Consider the following 17651-nt stretch of genomic DNA (forward strand, 5'->3'; position numbering starts at 1 on the left):
ATTCATGCGTTCAATCGAACTGCTGCGGTGCAATCACCCACAAGCTGCACGGCATCTTGTACAGCAGGCCTTCCACGGTGCTGCCGATCAACTTGTCCAAACCTTTGTAGCGCACGCGCCCCATGACAATGACATCAATGTCATGGGATGCCGCGTAGCTGGCCAATACCTTGGCCGGGTCGCCCATGACCATGCGTCGTTGTTCCGGCGCGATGCCGTTGCGCTCGGCCAACGCGTCAAACGCCTCGCCCTGGGATTCATAGAGCTGCCGGGCCAGGGTGGAAGAAAAGAACATCGAGCCGCTGCCGAAACCATATTCGGAGGCGGTGATGGACGACAGGTCATAGGCGTAGATGACTTCCAGGCTCGCGTCGCAGGAGGTGGCCAGTTTGTTGGCTTCGCTCAGGATCCGGTCGTTGAGGCCTTCGTAGCGGCCGTCGAGATGAAAGGGGTCAATGGCCGCCAGAATCTTGCGCGGACGGGCGTGAGTGACTTTGTTGACGAAATGCAACGGCACTTCGCTTTCGCGCAGCAGGTGCACATCCAGCGGGGTGAACATCAGGCGCGAGAACCAGGATTCATGCTCCACCGTCTTGATCAGGGCATCCATCGGCTGCTCCTTGAGGTGGACCAGAATCTCCTGCAGCGGTCGCTCGACCCACGCCACTTCGGTCGTGACTTCAATGCCCAGCTTGCGCAGTGGCCGGGCCTGGTCTTCCAGCCAGTGGCGATGGCGTTCAACGTAACCCAGGCGCATCTGTTCCAGGGCCTGCTCATTGACCAGGCTAGCGGTGGCCAGGCCTTCGAGGTAGTCGAAGGCAACGATGTGCAGCGCGGCGCCTTCGGCCTTGGCCAGCGCCGCTGCCCGGTCGAAGGCCGGACTGTGTTCCATCAGCGGCGAGACGACCAACATCAAACGTGATTGCGTGGACATGACAAACCTCCCGAGCATGGACGTATGGGTACCCGACGGCCTTCGCGCCGCGTGGAGCCAGGGTTTGATCATGATCGTATCGGGCATCGGTCACTTGATTTGCATCAAGCTCATGCCAGAAGCGTGGCATCAATGCACACGGCGCCTGGCAATAGCGTTATGTTTGATCATGAAATCCTCCCAGGGACTACCCTGGACTCAGGTACAACCGGAACACTCAGTATAGAACCGAGGCCATGAGCGAAACCCTGGGCTTTGCCAATGCCGCCGCTGCGCTCGGAATCGGCTTGTTGATCGGGCTTGAACGCGAGCGACGCAAGGGCGAGGGCGCCCGGCGCGACTTCGCCGGCCTGCGTACCTTTGCCATTACCTCGTTGCTGGGGTATGTCACGGTCCAGGCTGGCGGAGTCTTGCTGCTCGGGTTCGTGGCGCTTGCGCTGGGGGCACTGGTCACGGCGGCGTATTGGCGAAACCTCGACCAGGACCCCGGTATCACCAGCGAAGTGGCGTTATTCGCGGCGTTGGCGTTGGGGGCGCTCTGCATGACCGCCCCGGCCCTGGCGATCGCGATTGGCGTGGTGATGGCCGGTCTGCTCGCCAGCCGCCAGGCGCTGCACCATTTTGCACGCAACCAATTGACCGCAGCGGAAATGCGTGACGGGCTGGTGCTGTTGATCGCCGCGCTGGTGGTGCTGCCGCTGGTGCCGGATCGCTTCCTCGGACCTTACGATGCGATCAACCTGCGCACCATCTGTATGTTGACGGTCATGTTGATGGCTGTGGGTGCGCTGGGGCATGTTGCGGTGCGGACCCTCGGCACTCACTACGGTTACGCCCTCAGCGCGGTTGCCTCGGGGTTCGCCTCGGCCACGCTGACCGTCGCCACCATGGGTAACATCGCCGCGAAAGAACCGGCCAATCTCAAGGTGCTGAGCGCCGCTGCCGTGTTGTCCAATCTGGCGACAGTGGCACAAATAGGGCTGATCCTCGGTGCCGTAGAACCGGCCCTGTTGCTTTGGATGTGGGGTCCGCTACTCTGTGGCCTGCTGACAACATTGATCTACGCCGGAATGCTGATGTTTCCCCGACCCAGGGCTCGGGCGGATGAACCGATCAAGCGCGGCGGGGCCTTCAACCTCAAACTGGCCTTGACGGTAGTCTTGGCGATGGCCGGTATCACGCTCCTGTCGTCGGCGATGCTTGCCGAGTTCGGCCAGACCGGGGTAACCGTAACGGCGGTTTTCAGCGGGCTGGTTGATGCTCATGCTTCAATTGCCTCTGTTGCTTCCCTGGCGAAGGCCGGATTGTTACCCCTGGATGGCATCGCCATACCGGTCTTGATGGCGATGAGCAGCAATTCCCTGAGTAAATGCGTAGTGGCCTGGCTCAGTGGCGGACGGCGTTTCGCCGGGTATTTCATCCCCGGCCAGGTGCTGGTGACGCTGGGAATGTGGGCCGGCGTTCTGCTCCCGAATCTGTGAGCCTGTGTGGTGGCAGTTTGATGAAGATCAAGTCCTGCCCGTGGCATACGTTCATTCTGGAACCCTCAATCCTTTAAGTGGCTGCCGCCACGTGCCGAGGTGTTCCATGTCCCAGACCCAACGTTTGTTGTTATTGGCACCCGATGCCATGACCCGTTCGCCTGCGTTCGACCGCGCCACCGAACTGGCCCTGGCGCTGGATCTGCCCCTGCACATCGTCGCCATCGATTATCTGGAGGTGCTCTCGGTGGCCGGTCTTTTTGCGCCAGAACAAGTCAAGAAGGCCCGTGACGGGTATCTGGAAACGCACCGGCACTGGTTGTGGCAACAGGCTGAGCTGGCGCGCCGCCATGGAGTGGAGGCGACGAGCGAGGTGGTCTGGGGCAAAGACGCTTATCAGGCCTTGCAGCAGTACGTCAAAGAGATGCCACTGGCGCTGATCATCAAGGACGCCGAGCCTGAACCGGCAATGAAGCGGATTTTCTTCACACCCATGGACTGGCGCCTGCTGCGCGACTGTCCGGTGCCGGTGCACCTGGTCACCGACGCGCGTCATCCGCGGCCCCGGCAGGTCCTGGCGATCGTCGATGTGCTGCGCAGCGAGGAGCAGGACCTGGTGTTCAACGACCGGATCGTCGATGCCGCCGTGAAACTGGCCGATCAATGCAACGCCCAGGTTGAGTTGTTGCACGCCTTCGACTGGACGGCGGTGTACGCCGCCGACATGGGCGTGGGTGCGCTCCCGCTCGCCACTGGGCTCTATGAAGCATTGGGGCAGGCGCAGCACGAAGTGTTTGAATCCCTGGCCGAGCGTCACGGCGTGCCGCCGCAGCAGCGTCACTTCATCGAAGGTGCGCCGCTGAGCAGCATCTGCACATTCGCCACCGATCATCAGTGCGACGTCATTGTCATGGGCACGACACAGCATCGAGGTCTGGACAAGCACTTGGGCAGTACTGCCGAGCAGGTGCTGCAACGGGCACCTTGCAGTATATGGGCAATCAAGCCGGGCGAGTGACGGCAGGGTGACCTTGCGCGGGGCCTGGCCCCGGGTCCCGCGCAATGCACTGTGGTTAAAGATAGAGCCGGTGGATGACCTGCCGGGCATCATCGGGGTCGGTGCGGGTATCAAACCCAAGGCTATGGGCCAGATCCCGCATAGGGGCGTTATCGGCGGCGTCGATGGAATACAGCTGGCGATAGCCGTTCTTGCGGGCCGCCTCTATCAAATGCTCCATCAACAACGTCCCCAGCCCCAGATGCTGCCATTGATCGGCCACGGTCACGGCGCACTCGCATTCGTGTTCACTGGTAGCGCAATAGCGGCTGACACCGATTTCGATCAGTTGGCCGTTGTCGTGGACCAGGGCGATGTAAGCCATGCGCGTCTTGCAGTCGACATCCATCAACTGGTCGAGCATGGCCGCGCCGGGCTCATTGATTTGCGCCAGGAAACGCATGTGCCGGGACTCCGGTGACAGACGCTTGATGAAGTCATACTCACGCTGGCGATCTTCTTCCTTCAGTGGCCTGATCAAAACGTGCCGGCCATCTCTGAGGGCCTGGATCCAGTGCTTGCCGCTGATGCTGGCATACAGGGCAGCGGCGCGTTCATTGTGGTCTTTGACGTTGAGCATGATGCGTTCCTCCATCGGGTGTGAACCTTCGGCGCGGCAAAGGCCGTGCATTCGCTACTGTTCTACGCCGGCGTGGCAGATCGATTCTGATCTGGATCAGTGCTCGCGAATCCGCTCGTCGATGATCAATGCCGGGGAGCAATTTCTGTGGGAGCCAAACCTGTGGGGGGCAAGCTTTGCTCCCACAGGTATGTGCATGCAGTTGATAAAGATCAAGCCGCCCCGGGGTGACAAGCGCAGGCTGTTGCACATGCCAGAGAGGGACCGCTGGGGACCGGATGGCCAACAGACCAGTGGAGGTGTGTAATGGGACAGTACCAACGTTTGCTATTGATCGTTGAAGCCGACCTGCATCCGTCTGCCGCGCTGCGTCGCGCCTGTGCCCTGGCCAGGGTCAGTGGCGCGGCCTTGCACCTGTGCGCATTCGTTCAACCACCGCCTCACACGCATTTGTGGGGCGAAAAGAACGATGAAGCGACAGCTCAGCGCTATATGCACCACTACCGTCGCTGGATGGTGGAGGAGGCGGCGCTGCTCAAGGAGCAAGGACTGGATGTGACGACCCATGTGGTCTGGACCACTCATCCATTACTGGACATCCTGCGCTACGTCGAGCAGTTTCAGCCCGATTTGCTGATCAAGGATGTGACCCTTGAGCCGCTGCTCAAGCGTGTTTTCGTGACGCCCCTGGACTGCCATCTGCTGCGCGATTGCCCGGTGCCGGTGCATCTGGTCAATCGCGCCACCCACAGCTTGCCGCGCCGGGTCGTGGCGGCGGTGGACCCCGCCAATCCGCAGGCCAACGCCTTGAACCAGCGCATTATCGAGGCCGCCGGGGCAATGGCCCTGCAATGCAATGCCCCGCTGCATCTGCTGCACGCCTGCGATCTGTCTCCGGCCTTCAACGGGGAGGCTTCGTTGGTGGCTGGGGCCTGGGATGAAGATTTTGCCGAGGCCTTGCGAGAGTCGCTGCATGCGGCGTTCATCAATTTGGCCGAGCGGTGGAGCATTCCACCCGAGCGCCGTCATTTCGTCATTGGCCTGCCGGTGCCGGTGATCCATGAGTTCCTCGATGAGTTCGAGGCTGATGTGGTGGTGATGGGCACCGAGCAACGCGCTGGGCTGGACCGTCTGATCGGTAGCACGACGGAACGGGCCCTGTATTCGGTGTCGGGCAGCTTGTTGGCAGTCAGGGTATGAGCAGGGCGCGTTGACTCTGATGTAAATCAAGTCGGGTTTGTTCAAGCGCTCCAGAATCAGTCGTGGCAGACCGTTCGATATCGGTTCAAGCGACCAGGGCAGTTCGCGGGTAATCCAGCCTCTTTGGGAGAATGTGATGAGTGATTTTCTTAGCCCCGACCAACTGGAAGGCATTGACGCCTATTGGCGTGCTTCCAATTATCTGGCTGTGGGGCAGATTTACCTCAAAGACAACCCATTGTTGCGCAAACCGCTGCTACTGGGCCACGTCAAGCCGCGCCTGTTGGGTCACTGGGGCACCACGCCGGGATTGAACCTGATTTACGTTCACCTCAATCACCTGATCAAGACCCACGACCTGAACATGATCCTGGTCACCGGCCCCGGACACGGCGGCCCGGCCATCGTCGCCCAGAGCTATCTGGAGGGCAGCTTCACCCAGTGTTATCCCTCGGTGGAACAGAACGAGAACGGGATGCTGCGCCTGTTCCGGCAGTTTTCCTGGCCCTACGGGTTGTCCAGTCATGTCTCGGCGCAGATCCCAGGGTCCATTCATGAAGGCGGGGAACTGGGGTATTGCCTGGCCCACGCCTACGGTGCGGCGTTCGACAACCCTGACCTGATCGTGGCCTGCGTTATCGGCGATGGTGAAGCCGAAACCGGTACGCTGGCGGCGAGCTGGCATTCCAACAAGTTCCTCAACCCCCGGCGTGACGGTGCGGTTCTGCCCATCCTTCACCTCAACGGCTTCAAGATCGCCAACCCCACGCTGCTTTCGCGTATCAGTGAAGACGAGCTGTCAGCCCTGATGTACGGGTATGGCTACGATCCTTATTTTGTCGAAGGCGACGACCCCCACAGCGTTCACCAGCAACTGGCGATGGTCCTGGACGCCATGCTGCTCAAGATCCGCGAAATCCAGCGTACGGCCCGTGCAGACTCGTCGGCACATGAACTGGAGCGGCCACTGTGGCCGATGTTGGTGCTGCGCACGCCCAAGGGCTGGACCGGTCCGAGATTCGTCGACGGTCAGCAGGTCGAGGGCACCTGGCGCGCCCATCAGGTGCCACTGAGTCATTTCGAGCAGCCCATGCATCTGACGCAACTGCAACAATGGCTCGAGAGTTACCGGCCACAGGAGCTGTTCGACGCCAGTGGTGCATTGCTGCCGGAGATTGCGGCGCTGGCGCCCACAGGGCATCGGCGTCTGGGCGCCAATCCCCATGCCAATGGCGGCTTGCTCCTCCAGTCACTTGAGCTGCCTCGATTTACCGATTACGCCGTGCAGTTCTCCGCGCCCGGCAGTGTGCAGGCGGAGTCCACCCGGGTGTTGGGCGGTTTTGTCCGGGACGTGATGAAGTACAACCTCAAGGCTGGCAACTTTCGCCTGTTCGGCCCCGACGAAACCGCCTCCAATCGCCTTGATGCGGTGTACGAGGTCAGTGGCAAGACCTGGATGGCGGCACTTGAAACGGGGGACACCAACCTGGCCTGCGAAGGCCGGGTGATGGAAATCCTCAGCGAGCAGGTGTGTGAAGGCTGGCTAGAGGGCTATCTACTGACGGGCCGTCATGGCCTGTTCTCCTGCTATGAGGCGTTCATCCATATCGTCGATTCGATGTTCAATCAGCACGCCAAGTGGCTCAAGACCGCTGCGCAGATTCCCTGGCGCGCGTCGATCGCTTCGCTCAACTACCTGCTCACATCCCACGTCTGGCGCCAGGACCACAATGGTTTCTCCCATCAGGATCCGGGATTTATCGATCATGTGGCGAACAAAAGTGCCGATGTGGTGCGTATCTACTTGCCGCCGGACGCCAATTGCCTGTTGTCGGTGGCCGATCACTGTCTCAAGAGCCGCGATTACATCAACGTGATCGTGGCCGGCAAGCAACCAGAGTGGCAATGGCTGGATATCGATTCGGCCATCAGGCACTGCTCCATTGGCATCGGTCGCTGGGCCTTCGCCTGCCAGAACGATGACGACCCGGATGTGGTGATGGCCTGCGCCGGTGATGTGCCAACCCTGGAAACCCTGGCCGCCGTGACACTGTTGCGCCAATACGTGCCGGATCTGCGCGTGCGGGTGGTGAACGTGGTGGACTTGATGGCCCTGCAACCGCCGCAACAGCATTGCCATGGTCTGCCGGATGCCGGGTTCGATGAGTTGTTCACCGTGGACAAACCGGTGATTTTCGCGTTCCACGGCTATCCTTCATTGATCCATCGTCTGGTCTACAAGCGCCATAACCATGACAATTTCCATGTGCGCGGTTTCATGGAGGAGGGGGCCACAACCACCCCGTTCGACATGGCGGTCATCAATCACTTGGATCGCTACCAACTGGCATTCGATGTCATCCAGCGAGTACCGCGCTTGCAACCGTTGGTGGAGGGCGCCCGGGACCGCTACTGGGCCACCATGGAGAAGCACCAGCTTTACCTGATCGAACATGGGCAGGACATGCCCGAGGTCTTGAACTGGCGCTGGACGCCGGCGCCGGGTTGACTGTCCGCCTTGTCACGACTTCGACATCGCGCCGTTCGCCCTGACTTTTTGGAGATCCATCATGAGCCAGTACCAGCGCTTACTGCTGATCCTCAACCCGGCACAGCGACACTCTCCGGCCCTTCATCACGCAGCGGCCCTGACGGCGGCCAGCGGGGCGCACTTGCATGTTTCTGCGTTGGTGCCGTCACTGGACATTCTCAAACTGTTGGAGCAGGAGCCCCGTGATGAAGCGCGTCAGAATTACCTGCAGGACCACCGTCACTGGCTGGAGGAGGAGGCCGACAAGATGCGGCGCCGAGGCCTGAGGGTCACCACGCAGGTGGATTGGGTCGACGGCATGGACGAGCAGATTCTGCAGCACGTTACGCAAATCCAGCCTGATCTGCTGATCAAGCAGGTGCAACACGAGCCCCTGCTCAAACGGGCCTTCCTTACTCCGCTGGACTGGCGTCTGTTGCGCCAGTGCCCGGTTCCCATGTACCTGGTGGGCGCCACCGGCCACGCCTTGCCGCGCAAAGTGGTTGCTGCGGTGGACCCTTCCAGCGACTTTGCGCAAAACAGTGGGCTCAACGACCGGATCATTCGCGAGGCAATCGGCTTGGCCTTGCAGTGCGACGCCGAGTTGCATCTGGTTCACGCCTATGAGGTTTCGTCGGTCTATCTCGGCGATGTCGGCGGAGGTGGCCTGACGCTTAAACAGCTCAGCAATGAACTGCGCAGGAGCCTGGAAAAAACATTCCTGGAGCTGGCCAACCTGTTCGGCGTGCCGGCCGAGCGCAGGCACTTCGTGCTGGGCCATCCGGTTTCAGCCTTGAGTGAGTTTGCCCTGGAGCATGAGGTCGATGTCGTGGTCATGGGGCGCTCGCAGAAGGGTGGTTCGCACGGGCTGTTGGGTAGCACCACGGAGCATATTTTGTATCAGGTGTCGTGCAGCGTACTGGCTGTGTGAAGAAACCGGTGCTCATGGCTGTGTCCTTGATGAAAATCAATGGCCCGCTGGGCGAATAGTGCGACCAATGGAACGCCAATCGATTGTTCAGGAGCACGCTCATGCGCATGACGTTTCTAGGGGCGGCCGGCACAGTCACCGGCAGCAAGTACCTGCTGGAGCATGACGATCAACGCATCCTGATCGACTGCGGGCTGTTTCAGGGCTACAAACAATTGCGCTTGCACAACTGGGACCCCTTCGAACTGCCAATGCGTGACCTGGACGCGATCGTGCTGACTCACGCACACCTGGACCACAGCGGTTACCTGCCAGTGCTGGTGCGAAACGGTTATCGCGGTCCGGTCTATGCCACGTCGGCCACCTGTGAACTGGTCAAGATCCTCTTGCTCGACAGCGCCCGCTTGCAGGAGGAAGAGGCCGAATACGCCAACCGCAAGGGGTTTTCCAAGCATGATCCTGCCATGCCGTTGTACACCCGGGAGCATGCCGAGCGGGCACTGAAACTGTTACGCCCGATAGCGTTCGATCATCCGGTGGATATCGCCCGTGGGGTGGGGATTGTGCTGCGCCGTGCGGGACACATCCTGGGCGCAGCCACGGTGCAGGTGCAGGCCGCTGGCGTTACGTTGGTGTGCTCCGGCGACCTGGGGCGCCCCGAGGACCCGGTGATGTTTGCCCCGCAAACCATCGAGCAGGCGGATTACCTATTGGTTGAGTCCACCTACGGCGACCGGAGGCACCCAAGCCAATCGCCCGAAGATCAACTGGCTGAAGTCATCACCCGCACCGCATTGCGCGGCGGCATCACCTTGGTGCCCTCGTTCACGGTCGGTCGGGCACAACTGCTGATGTATCACCTGTATCGCCTGAAACAGCGGATGGCGATCCCGGACATCCCCATCTACCTGAACAGCCCCATGGCCATTGATGTAACCCGCTTGTATCAACGCTTTGGCGATGAGCATCGTTTGTCCAGGGAGGAGTGTGAGGGCATGTGCCACATCGCGCACCCGGTGCGCTCGGCCAGGGATTCCATGAACCTGGACCTGCAACGCACCCCGGCGGTGATCATCGCCGCCAGTGGTATGGCTACCGGAGGGCGGGTGTTGTTTCACCTCAAGAGCCTGGCGCCCAACCCGATCAATACCTTGCTGATGCCAGGGTTCCAGGCCGGGGGGACGCGTGGCGCAAGGATCGTGGCGGGTGAGCCTGCGGTGCGCATCCATGGCAAGGACGTGCCAATCAACGCCGAAGTGGTGCCGATGCAAACATTGTCCGCCCATGCCGATGCCGATGAAATCATGCAATGGTTGCGCGGCTTCAAGACACCGCCCCGGCATACCTATGTCGTGCATGGCGAACCCAACGCGTCCGATGTCTTGCGCCATCGCATTCGCGATGAGTTGGGCTGGTCAGTATCGGTGCCGGAGTATCGCGACAGCGTAGAGCTTTGAGGCCTCCTTCGCGAGCAGGCTCGCTCCCACAAAGGTCCTGAGGTGTACGCGGTATTTGTGTTCATCATCGCCCCTGTGGGAGCGAGCCTGCTCGCGAAGCGGCCCATCAGCTTCAACAACACATCTAAATGCACAGGCAAAAAAAAAGCCCCTCGTCGTTGGCCGGCGAGGGGCAGGGTGCACAGCGTCAGTCAGCCTTGATCGGCACGACTTTTTCCGCTTTCAGCGCTTCCGGTTTTTTAGGCAGCGTCAGGGTCAGCACGCCTTTGCTGAACTGAGCTTCGATCTTGTCGCTATCGATGCCTTTTGGCAGGTTGAAAACCCGTTCGAAGGAGCCGTAATGGCGTTCGGACAGGTGATAACCTTTTTTCTTTTCTTCCTTGGCTTCTTTCTTCTCGCCCTTGATGATCAGGTTGCCATTGGCGAGCCGGATTTCGATGTCTTTCTGATCCATGCCGGGCAATTCGGCTGTGATTTCAAAGCTCTTTTCCTTCTCGCTGATGTCCACGGCCGGCAGGCTCGTGGAGAACTCCCTGCGCCAGAATGGCTCGACATCGAACAGTCCGCGACTGAAAGGAGAAAGACCTGTACCCCGGTTGAAGTCATCGAACAGGTGATCCACCTGCTGACGGAGTTTTTCCAGTGGATGCCAAAGGTCATTCTTGGCCGGATGTTGAGTGTTGTCTTGGGTATCGACCGGCATTTTTTTCACTGAATTGGACATTTGATTTTCCTCTTTGGTGATGTCCGGGCGGGACTTGGCATCATTGCCAGGGACCGGTTCCGGACGGGTCAATGCACGCTTGCAAGCCTTACAACGAGAGCTGGCCGGACCAGAGCATCCAGCCGGCGAAAATCGCCGCCACCCAGATCACCAGCAGCAACCCCCAGCCGAAACCATTGAGCGCATGCCCGGTCCTGGCCCGTTGGGCGCTGAGGTAAATCAGCGAACCGGGGGCATAGAGCAGGGCGCTGAGCAGCATGTAGCGAGGGCCAGCGGCGTAGAGCAGCCAAATGCAATAGGTGGTGGCGACCAAGGCGATGGCCATGTCGCGCAATTGCAGGGCGCGGTGCCCGGCGTAGGTCTGGCCTTGCCAGGTCATCTTCAGCGCGTATAGGCCGCTGAACAGATAAGGCAGCAGGATCATCGAGGTGGCGAGCGAGATCAGGGCCAGGTAGCTGGCGCTCGAATACAGCGTCAACAACAGGAACAGCTGAATGCAGCCGTTGGTGATCCACAGCGCGTTGGCCGGCGCGCCGTGCTGGTTTTCCGAGGCCAGCGCGCGGGGCATGACCTTTTCCCTGGCCGGCGTGAACACCGATTCCGCTGCCAGCAGGGTCCAGGCCAGCAACGCACCACCGACCGATACAATCAGGCCGATACTGATCAACACCGCACCCCAGGGACCGGCCACCGCCTCCAGAACACCTGCCATGGAGGGGTTCTTCAGGGCAGCCAGTTCAGGTTGTCTGAGGATCCCCAGAGACAGGAGCGACACGGCAATCAGCAGCAGCAACGTCAGGACGAAACCGATCACCGTGGCCCTGCCCACATCCGCCCGGTCGGCGGCACGGGCGGAAAACACGTTGGCACCTTCAATGCCGATAAAGACCCAGACCGTCACCAGCATGGTGCTCTTGACCTGATCCAGGGTACTACCCAATGCCGGCGTGCCCCAAAAGTCGACCATGAAGGTGTCTTTGGAGAATCCAGCGATCACCAGGCCGATGAACAGCAGCAAGGGCACGACTTTGGCCACAGTGGTCAGGGCGTTGGCCTTGGCCGCTGTGCGCATCCCGCGCAGGATCATCCAATGCAACGACCACAGCACCACCGACGCACCGGCAATCGCGGCCTTGTTATTGCCTTCGCCGAACAAGGGAAAAAAGTAACTGAGCGCCGCGAACAGAATCACCAGATAACTGACGTTGCCAATCCACGCACTGATCCAGTAGCCCCACGCCGAATTGAAGCCCAGGAACTCACCCCCAAGCGCACGAGCGTAGGCGAACACGCCATTATCGAGTTCCGGTTGACGATTGGAGAGGGTCTGATAGACCAGGGCCAGTGACAGCATACCCACGCCAGTGATCAGCCAGCCGATCAGGATAGCCCCGGCACCCGCGCTGGAGGCCATGTTCTGGGGCAGGCTGAAAATGCCGCTGCCGATCATCGAACCCACCACCAGCGCAACCAGCAGGCTCAATGACAGGCGTTTGGGTTCGACCTTTCGCAAACTGCCGGCCAAAGGATGAGGTTTGACGGCCGGGATGACCGGCTCAGTGCCTTGCAGGTGCGTTGCCATGATTGAAGCCTCCACGAGACGAAGGGGTCGACGACCTTCGCCGAAGCGAAGGTTCTAGCGCTGGTTATTAATCTCTGCGTGAAGAGGCTGGGTAGCATTGATTTAGATCAGAGGTTATGCAGGGCGTGCGTGCGTGAATTTCATAGGAGAAGGGCTGAGCTGCCTTGCAGGGAAATTGACATAAATCAACGCCGAGGCCGCTCTATCAGAGGACGCTGGATTGACGCTGAACGACGGGGCGCAACAGCCTGTGGAGGTTTTCCAATGAGTCAGAGTCCCTCAATGCAAACAGTGTGGAAGGACCGCAGCGCAGCGGGGCAAGGGCTGGTGGAACATTTGTTCAAATACGCCCATCGACCCGATGTCATCGTCCTGGCCTTGCCCCGCGGCGGAGTTCCAGTGGCTTATGAAGTGGTCACCGCTCTGCACGTGCGCCTTGATCTGATGCTGGTTCGCAAACTGGGTGTGCCGTCCAACCCTGAGTTCGCGATGGGTGCCATTGCCAGTGGTGGCATACAGATCCTCAATGACGACGCTCTTCGTGCCCATCCGATTGATCAGCCCAGTTTCGACGCCGTGGTTGCCCGGGAAACCCGGGAGCTGTTGCGTCGTGAGCAGGCGTATCGAGGCACTCGTGAGCCTGTACAACTCAAGGACCAGGTGGTCATCCTGATTGATGCCGGTCTGGCGACGGGGGCCTCGATGATGGCAGCGATCCACGCGGTCCGCACGCAAGGGCCTTCGCGCGTTGTGGTCGCCGTGCCGGTTGGGCCGCTTGAAACAGTGGAGGCGCTACGCAGTGAAGTGGATGAGGTGATTTGTCCGCTTATTCCTGACTGGCTGGTTTCCATAGGCTATTGGTACAAGGACTTCCCTCAGACATCCGATGAAATCGTCATCGATTTGCTGCAGCGAGCCTGGCAACGGGAGTCGACCGCCGCGTCTCAGGGGTAGAGCGGCGGGACTGCGAACGGGCCTGCGACTCAGACAAGCAACAGGTGATCGTCCACCTCTCTGACCCCCGGCACCGACCACGCCGCCCGTTCCGCGATTTTACGCTGGCGCCATAAATGGACTTTGCCTTCGAGCCTCACCACATCCCCATCGACCTTGACGTGAATGGCCTTGGCATCCACTTCGGCATTGCGTTTAAGGGCCTCTTCGATACGACGCTGGATGTTGCCAGCGTCCACTCGAGGGCGCAGGGTCAGCCGATTGTTCACGCCCACCACGCCGGACAGCTTGAACACGGACCGCTCCACGCTTTCTTTCTGGTATTGCCATTCCACTTCGCCTTCCAGGCTGACCCAGCCGTTCTGCACGATGACTTTTATGTCGCCTTCAGGAACGTCGCAGCTCCAGTTGATGATCTTCAAGGCGCGATTGGCAATGGTGTCGTCTGCGGTGCCGGCGTTTTTATTCAGTCGGACCTGGATTTCCTCAGCTACGGCGCGCACGCCCTCGATGCTTTTGACGGCGCGTTCGGCGCTGATCTTTTCTGCATAACTGCCGACATGACCGGAAAGGGTGACGACGCCATTGTCCACGGCCACGCCAATATGGGCTGCGTTGAGGTCGGGTTGGAATTCCAGTTCTTCCAGAATGGTCTTGCGCAGGGTCAAGTCGCTCATCGTGGCGTCCTCCAGGTAATGCGAAGCGGGCGGGGCTATCAGCGCCCGGTCTGCTTTTTCTACGCCTGGGTGATGCCGACACATTGAGCTAAATCAACAAGGGTGTAAGTGGGGCAACGCGCTGTCGGGGCAACGGCCTGTGATTTGATGAAAATCAGCAGGGCGGTCGACCGTGCCAGCGGAAGGGGCGATCAGGTGACGGCACGTGATCAGTGATGCAAGCGCCTCGAGAGGGTTTCACCGCTCTGAATGGCGATGGCAACCAGCCACTTTTTGCTTGAGACCGGGCAGGTCCAGGATGGTGACGTTGCGTCCGTGCATGTCCACCAGTTCCTCTTCTCGCAGGTGCGCGATACCCCTGCAGATCGTTTCCAGCCGCAGGCCCAGATAAGAGCCGATAGCCTCACGGCTCATGCGCAAGACGAATTCCCTGGAGGAGTAACCGCGCATGTTAAGTCGCTGAGACAGGTTCAGCAGAAACGCCGCAAGACGTTCATCGGCATTCATGTTGCCAAGCAACAGCAGCATGCTGTGGTCGCGCACGATCTCCTGGCTCAGGAGCTTGTTGAGGTTGTGCTGTAAAGAGGGCAAATCGTGGGCAAGTTTTTCCAGGTTGCTGAAAGGAATCGGGCAAACTTCGCTGTCTTCCAGCGCTATTGCATTACAGGCGTAATGATCGGTGCTGATGGCGTCCAGACCGAGCATTTCGCCTTGCATCTGGAAACCGGTGATTTGTTCGCGTCCGTCCATCGACAATACGCTGGTCTTGAAGAAACCCAGCCGCACCGCATACAGAGAGCGCAGCGGATCGCCGATGCGGTACAACGCCGCGCCTTTTTTGACCTTCACACGCTGTGAGATCAAGGTGTCCAGGCGCTCGACTTCGCCGCCCGTCAGCCCGATAGGCAGGCACAGCTCAAGCACGCTGCAGTTGGAGCAAGCGGTTTTAAGGGAATGCACGCGCAGAAGTCGTGCTTCTGATTCGCTCATCGGAATAAACTCCTTTGCTGGAGCAATCATAGAAGATCAAATCCGTTGCGCCTGTTCTTTGTCGTATATAGATAGACCGGCTGTCATGTTTCAATCTGCAAGCACAGGTCCTGAAGCGAATGGTTCGACAAACACGAGGCCGACTACACTCAATTGCTGCTCTTTAGCGCGCTAGAAAAGATCCCTGTCCAGGTTCAAACACCGAACCTGTTGAACTTTCATGAACTAGCGCGGTGAATAGGGATCTAGACCTCCAACACAACGGCTCTATGAAACATATCCGAACCCGCATTCAGAAGGATTATCCGAGCTGGAATCACCGACTCCGGCCATAAACCGGGGGCGATGGAGAGCGTGGGCGTTTCAGCCAGGCGGATTGAGGATTACCAGATGTCGAACATTGAAGAGCTTGCCGTGGAGGTTTGCGCTCCGAGCGAGTACCAGAGCCTGCTCACCCTGGGCGCGAGCGCGCTAGACGCCATACCGGGGGCGGTATACCTCTGTGATCACGAGGGTTGGCTCGTCAGGTACAACAGTGAAGCGGTCGAGCTATGGGGCAGGGCGCCCATTATCGGGAAAAACGGTGACCGCTTCTGCGGCTCGCACCGGCTTTTTTTACCGGATGGCACGCCGCTGGCTTTCGAAGACTGCCCCATGGCTTCGGTGCTTATTACCGGCGCTGCGACACGCAATCAGGAAGTGATCATTGAGCGTTCGGATGGAACGCGGCTTATGGCGCTGGTGAACATCCGGGCCCTCAGGGATCGGTGTGGGGTCATTGAAGGGGCGATCAACTGTTTTCAGGATGTCTCGGCGCGTCATGCGATGGCCGAAGAGCTTCGTCGCAAGAGTGCCGACCTCGAGGATTTTTTTGAAAACAGCGCGGTGGGGCTTCACATTGTCAGCAACGCGGGCATCATCCAGCGTGCCAACAAGGCCGAGCTGAACATGCTGGGCTATACGGCTGATGAATATATCGGTCGCCACATTACGGAGTTTCATGTGGATGAGCCCGTTATTGGTGACATCCTCAATAAACTGGGCAGCGGCGAAAGCCTGGACAGCTACCCGGCGCGGTTGAGGGCCAAAGACGGCACGATCCGGCATGTAGCGATTACCTCCAATGGGCGTTTCGAGGACGGTAAGCTCTTTCACACACGCTGTTTCACCATCGACGTCACGCTCGCCCAGCAAATGGAAAGCCAGATTCGCGAAAGCGAACGGCATATGCGCAATCTTCTCGAGGCTCTGCCCGCTGCGGTTTATACAACCGATGCACAAGGGCGCATCACCTTCTTCAATCGGGCGGCTGTCGAATTGTCTGGTCGAACCCCACAGTTGGGGGACATGTGGTGCGTGACCTGGAAAATATTCAATACCGATGGAAGCGCGCTTCCCCACGACCAGTGCCCGATGGCGGTGGCCTTGAAGGAAAACCGCCCGATACGTGGTGTCGAGGCCATTGCCGAGCGGCCGGATGGCACTCGTGTGCCGTTTGCGCCTTATCCCACACCGCTGCATGACGCCGATGGCAACCTGGTGGGCGCTATCAACATGCTGGTGGATATCACCGAGCGAAATCAGGCGCAGAACCGGCAGAAGACCCTGATCGACGAACTCAATCATCGGGTCAAGAACACCCTGGCCACTGTGCAATCCCTGGCGGCACAAACGGCGCGCAATGCCGAGGATGCGAACGACGGTTACAGGCGTTTCGAAGCCAGGCTGCTTGCGTTGTCCCGGGCTCACGATCTGTTGACCCGGCGCCATTGGGGCCATACCCCGCTGGGGTCCCTTGCCCATGAAGTGCTGATGCCGATATTTGGCCAGGAACCCAGTCGAATCGTGGTTGAGGGCGACCCTGTCGATGTCGGCACCCGCGTTGCGCTCAACCTCACCATGACCCTCAATGAACTGGCGATCAATGCACTGAAATACGGCGCGATGTCAGTAGAGACGGGCACGCTTTCAGTGAAGTGGGTTGTGCAACCACAATCCGATGGAATGCTACTGACCCTGGACTGGCGCGAGCAGGGCGGGCCACGGGTGGCCCAACCCAAGCGGGAAGGGTTGGGTTCGCGTTTGATGAAGCGCTGCATCGAGCGCGATTTGGGCGGGACATTTGACCTGACCTTCGACCCGAAGGGCGTTTGCTGCCGAATCTCGTTTCTGATCCAGGCGTCCAGCCCATGAGTTCGTTCCCCGGAGTCAGGGTGCTGCTGGTTGAGGACGAAGGCACCATCGCCATGCTGGTCGAGCAAATGCTGGAAGAGCTCGAATGCGTGGTGGTGGCGTCAGTGGCACGGCTCGCTACGGCCTGCGAAGTGGCGAATCGGGTGGCAATTGACCTGGCCATTCTCGATGTCAACCTGGCCGGTGAGCGGGTTTTTCCGGTTGCCGAAATTCTCCAGGCGCGCCAGATTCCGTTTTTGTTCAGCACCGGATACGGTGCCAGCGGGCTGCCGAATGAGTTCGCCCATCGTCCTGTGTTGCACAAGCCATTCTCCGAAAACGAGTTGCAACTGAAAATCGCTCTTGCGCTGGGGCGCTGACC

The 17651-nt window shown here is 59.7% G+C and carries 15 protein-coding genes; 9 read left to right on the forward strand and 6 right to left on the reverse strand.

Translation table 11 applies throughout. The features are described from left to right. Positions 1 to 10: 10 nt before the first annotated feature. Positions 11 to 934, reverse strand: coding sequence for a universal stress protein (locus BW979_RS15605; RefSeq protein ID WP_076384330.1), 924 nt, complete (start codon positions 932 to 934; stop codon positions 11 to 13). A gap of 236 nt (positions 935 to 1170) precedes the next feature. Here BW979_RS15605 and BW979_RS15610 point away from each other — a divergent pair, with 236 nt between their 5' ends. Beyond that, positions 1171 to 2415, forward strand: coding sequence for an MgtC/SapB family protein (locus BW979_RS15610; protein ID WP_076384332.1), 1245 nt, complete (start codon positions 1171 to 1173; stop codon positions 2413 to 2415). 106 nt (positions 2416 to 2521) lie between these two features. Further along, the gene (locus BW979_RS15615) at positions 2522 to 3433 is read left to right on the forward strand and encodes a universal stress protein (RefSeq protein WP_047225675.1); all 912 of its coding nucleotides are present in this window, start codon (positions 2522 to 2524) and stop codon (positions 3431 to 3433) included. A gap of 55 nt (positions 3434 to 3488) precedes the next feature. On the opposite strand, the gene BW979_RS15620 is transcribed toward BW979_RS15615, so the two are convergent. Next, positions 3489 to 4052: a GNAT family N-acetyltransferase gene (locus BW979_RS15620; protein WP_047225870.1), complete on the reverse strand. Its 564-nt coding sequence runs from the start codon at positions 4050 to 4052 to the stop codon at positions 3489 to 3491. Between the two features lie 306 nt (positions 4053 to 4358). Here BW979_RS15620 and BW979_RS15630 point away from each other — a divergent pair, with 306 nt between their 5' ends. The 4 genes from BW979_RS15630 to BW979_RS15645 all read left to right on the forward strand — a co-directional run bounded on the left by BW979_RS15630 (position 4359) and on the right by BW979_RS15645 (position 10170). Continuing rightward, positions 4359 to 5252, forward strand: coding sequence for a universal stress protein (locus tag BW979_RS15630; protein WP_076384336.1), 894 nt, complete (start codon positions 4359 to 4361; stop codon positions 5250 to 5252). Positions 5253 to 5388: 136 nt separating this feature from the next. Beyond that, on the forward strand, positions 5389 to 7761 hold the full coding sequence (locus BW979_RS15635; protein ID WP_076384338.1) for a phosphoketolase family protein: 2373 nt from the start codon (positions 5389 to 5391) through the stop codon (positions 7759 to 7761). Between the two features lie 61 nt (positions 7762 to 7822). Beyond that, on the forward strand, positions 7823 to 8713 hold the full coding sequence (locus tag BW979_RS15640; protein ID WP_047225679.1) for a universal stress protein: 891 nt from the start codon (positions 7823 to 7825) through the stop codon (positions 8711 to 8713). A gap of 101 nt (positions 8714 to 8814) precedes the next feature. After that, the gene (locus tag BW979_RS15645) at positions 8815 to 10170 is read left to right on the forward strand and encodes an MBL fold metallo-hydrolase RNA specificity domain-containing protein (protein WP_047225680.1); all 1356 of its coding nucleotides are present in this window, start codon (positions 8815 to 8817) and stop codon (positions 10168 to 10170) included. A 187-nt stretch (positions 10171 to 10357) separates the two neighbouring features. Here BW979_RS15645 and BW979_RS15650 read toward each other — a convergent pair whose 3' ends face one another. Both BW979_RS15650 and arcD read right to left on the reverse strand, forming a co-directional pair. Continuing rightward, positions 10358 to 10894, reverse strand: a complete 537-nt coding sequence (locus BW979_RS15650) for an Hsp20/alpha crystallin family protein (RefSeq protein WP_047225871.1) — start codon at positions 10892 to 10894, stop codon at positions 10358 to 10360. Positions 10895 to 10982: 88 nt separating this feature from the next. Beyond that, positions 10983 to 12476, reverse strand: a complete 1494-nt coding sequence (gene arcD / locus BW979_RS15655) for an arginine-ornithine antiporter (RefSeq protein WP_052915282.1) — start codon at positions 12474 to 12476, stop codon at positions 10983 to 10985. A gap of 264 nt (positions 12477 to 12740) precedes the next feature. On the opposite strand from arcD, the gene BW979_RS15660 reads away from it, so the two are divergent. Next, entirely contained in the window at positions 12741 to 13430 is a 690-nt protein-coding gene (locus tag BW979_RS15660) for a phosphoribosyltransferase (protein WP_076384340.1), read from the forward strand. Positions 13431 to 13459: 29 nt separating this feature from the next. On the opposite strand, the gene BW979_RS15665 is transcribed toward BW979_RS15660, so the two are convergent. Together BW979_RS15665 and fnr are read right to left on the reverse strand one after the other, a co-directional pair. Continuing rightward, positions 13460 to 14107 (reverse strand): BON domain-containing protein, encoded by a 648-nt coding sequence (locus BW979_RS15665; protein WP_076384342.1) that lies wholly within the window; start codon positions 14105 to 14107, stop codon positions 13460 to 13462. A 237-nt stretch (positions 14108 to 14344) separates the two neighbouring features. Then, positions 14345 to 15097 (reverse strand): fumarate/nitrate reduction transcriptional regulator Fnr, encoded by a 753-nt coding sequence (fnr, locus tag BW979_RS15670; RefSeq protein ID WP_076384344.1) that lies wholly within the window; start codon positions 15095 to 15097, stop codon positions 14345 to 14347. Between the two features lie 390 nt (positions 15098 to 15487). On the opposite strand from fnr, the gene BW979_RS15675 reads away from it, so the two are divergent. Both BW979_RS15675 and BW979_RS15680 read left to right on the forward strand, forming a co-directional pair. Next, positions 15488 to 17290, forward strand: a complete 1803-nt coding sequence (locus BW979_RS15675; RefSeq protein ID WP_076384346.1) for a sensor histidine kinase — start codon at positions 15488 to 15490, stop codon at positions 17288 to 17290. Further along, positions 17287 to 17649: a response regulator gene (locus tag BW979_RS15680; RefSeq protein WP_076384348.1), complete on the forward strand. Its 363-nt coding sequence runs from the start codon at positions 17287 to 17289 to the stop codon at positions 17647 to 17649. The genes BW979_RS15675 and BW979_RS15680 overlap by 4 nt, the downstream gene beginning before the upstream one ends. Positions 17650 to 17651 lie beyond the last annotated feature (2 nt).

The sequence above is a fragment of the Pseudomonas sp. A214 genome (assembly GCF_900156295.1).
GTDB lineage: Bacteria > Pseudomonadota > Gammaproteobacteria > Pseudomonadales > Pseudomonadaceae > Aquipseudomonas > Aquipseudomonas rhizophila.

Excerpts from the sequence above, each read along its gene's own strand:
- BW979_RS15650 (WP_047225871.1), bottom strand. The coding sequence starts at position 10,894 with ATGTCCAATTCAGTGAAAAAAATGCCGGTCGATACCCAAGACAACACT.
- BW979_RS15610 (WP_076384332.1), top strand. The coding sequence starts at position 1,171 with ATGAGCGAAACCCTGGGCTTTGCCAATGCCGCCGCTGCGCTCGGAATC.
- BW979_RS15615 (WP_047225675.1), top strand. The coding sequence starts at position 2,522 with ATGTCCCAGACCCAACGTTTGTTGTTATTGGCACCCGATGCCATGACC.
- BW979_RS15635 (WP_076384338.1), top strand. The coding sequence starts at position 5,389 with ATGAGTGATTTTCTTAGCCCCGACCAACTGGAAGGCATTGACGCCTAT.
- BW979_RS15680 (WP_076384348.1), top strand. The coding sequence starts at position 17,287 with ATGAGTTCGTTCCCCGGAGTCAGGGTGCTGCTGGTTGAGGACGAAGGC.
- BW979_RS15630 (WP_076384336.1), top strand. The coding sequence starts at position 4,359 with ATGGGACAGTACCAACGTTTGCTATTGATCGTTGAAGCCGACCTGCAT.
- BW979_RS15645 (WP_047225680.1), top strand. The coding sequence starts at position 8,815 with ATGCGCATGACGTTTCTAGGGGCGGCCGGCACAGTCACCGGCAGCAAG.
- BW979_RS15640 (WP_047225679.1), top strand. The coding sequence starts at position 7,823 with ATGAGCCAGTACCAGCGCTTACTGCTGATCCTCAACCCGGCACAGCGA.
- BW979_RS15675 (WP_076384346.1), top strand. The coding sequence starts at position 15,488 with ATGTCGAACATTGAAGAGCTTGCCGTGGAGGTTTGCGCTCCGAGCGAG.
- BW979_RS15605 (WP_076384330.1), bottom strand. The coding sequence starts at position 934 with ATGTCCACGCAATCACGTTTGATGTTGGTCGTCTCGCCGCTGATGGAA.
- fnr (WP_076384344.1), bottom strand. The coding sequence starts at position 15,097 with ATGAGCGAATCAGAAGCACGACTTCTGCGCGTGCATTCCCTTAAAACC.
- BW979_RS15665 (WP_076384342.1), bottom strand. The coding sequence starts at position 14,107 with ATGAGCGACTTGACCCTGCGCAAGACCATTCTGGAAGAACTGGAATTC.
- BW979_RS15660 (WP_076384340.1), top strand. The coding sequence starts at position 12,741 with ATGAGTCAGAGTCCCTCAATGCAAACAGTGTGGAAGGACCGCAGCGCA.
- BW979_RS15620 (WP_047225870.1), bottom strand. The coding sequence starts at position 4,052 with ATGCTCAACGTCAAAGACCACAATGAACGCGCCGCTGCCCTGTATGCC.
- arcD (WP_052915282.1), bottom strand. The coding sequence starts at position 12,476 with ATGGCAACGCACCTGCAAGGCACTGAGCCGGTCATCCCGGCCGTCAAA.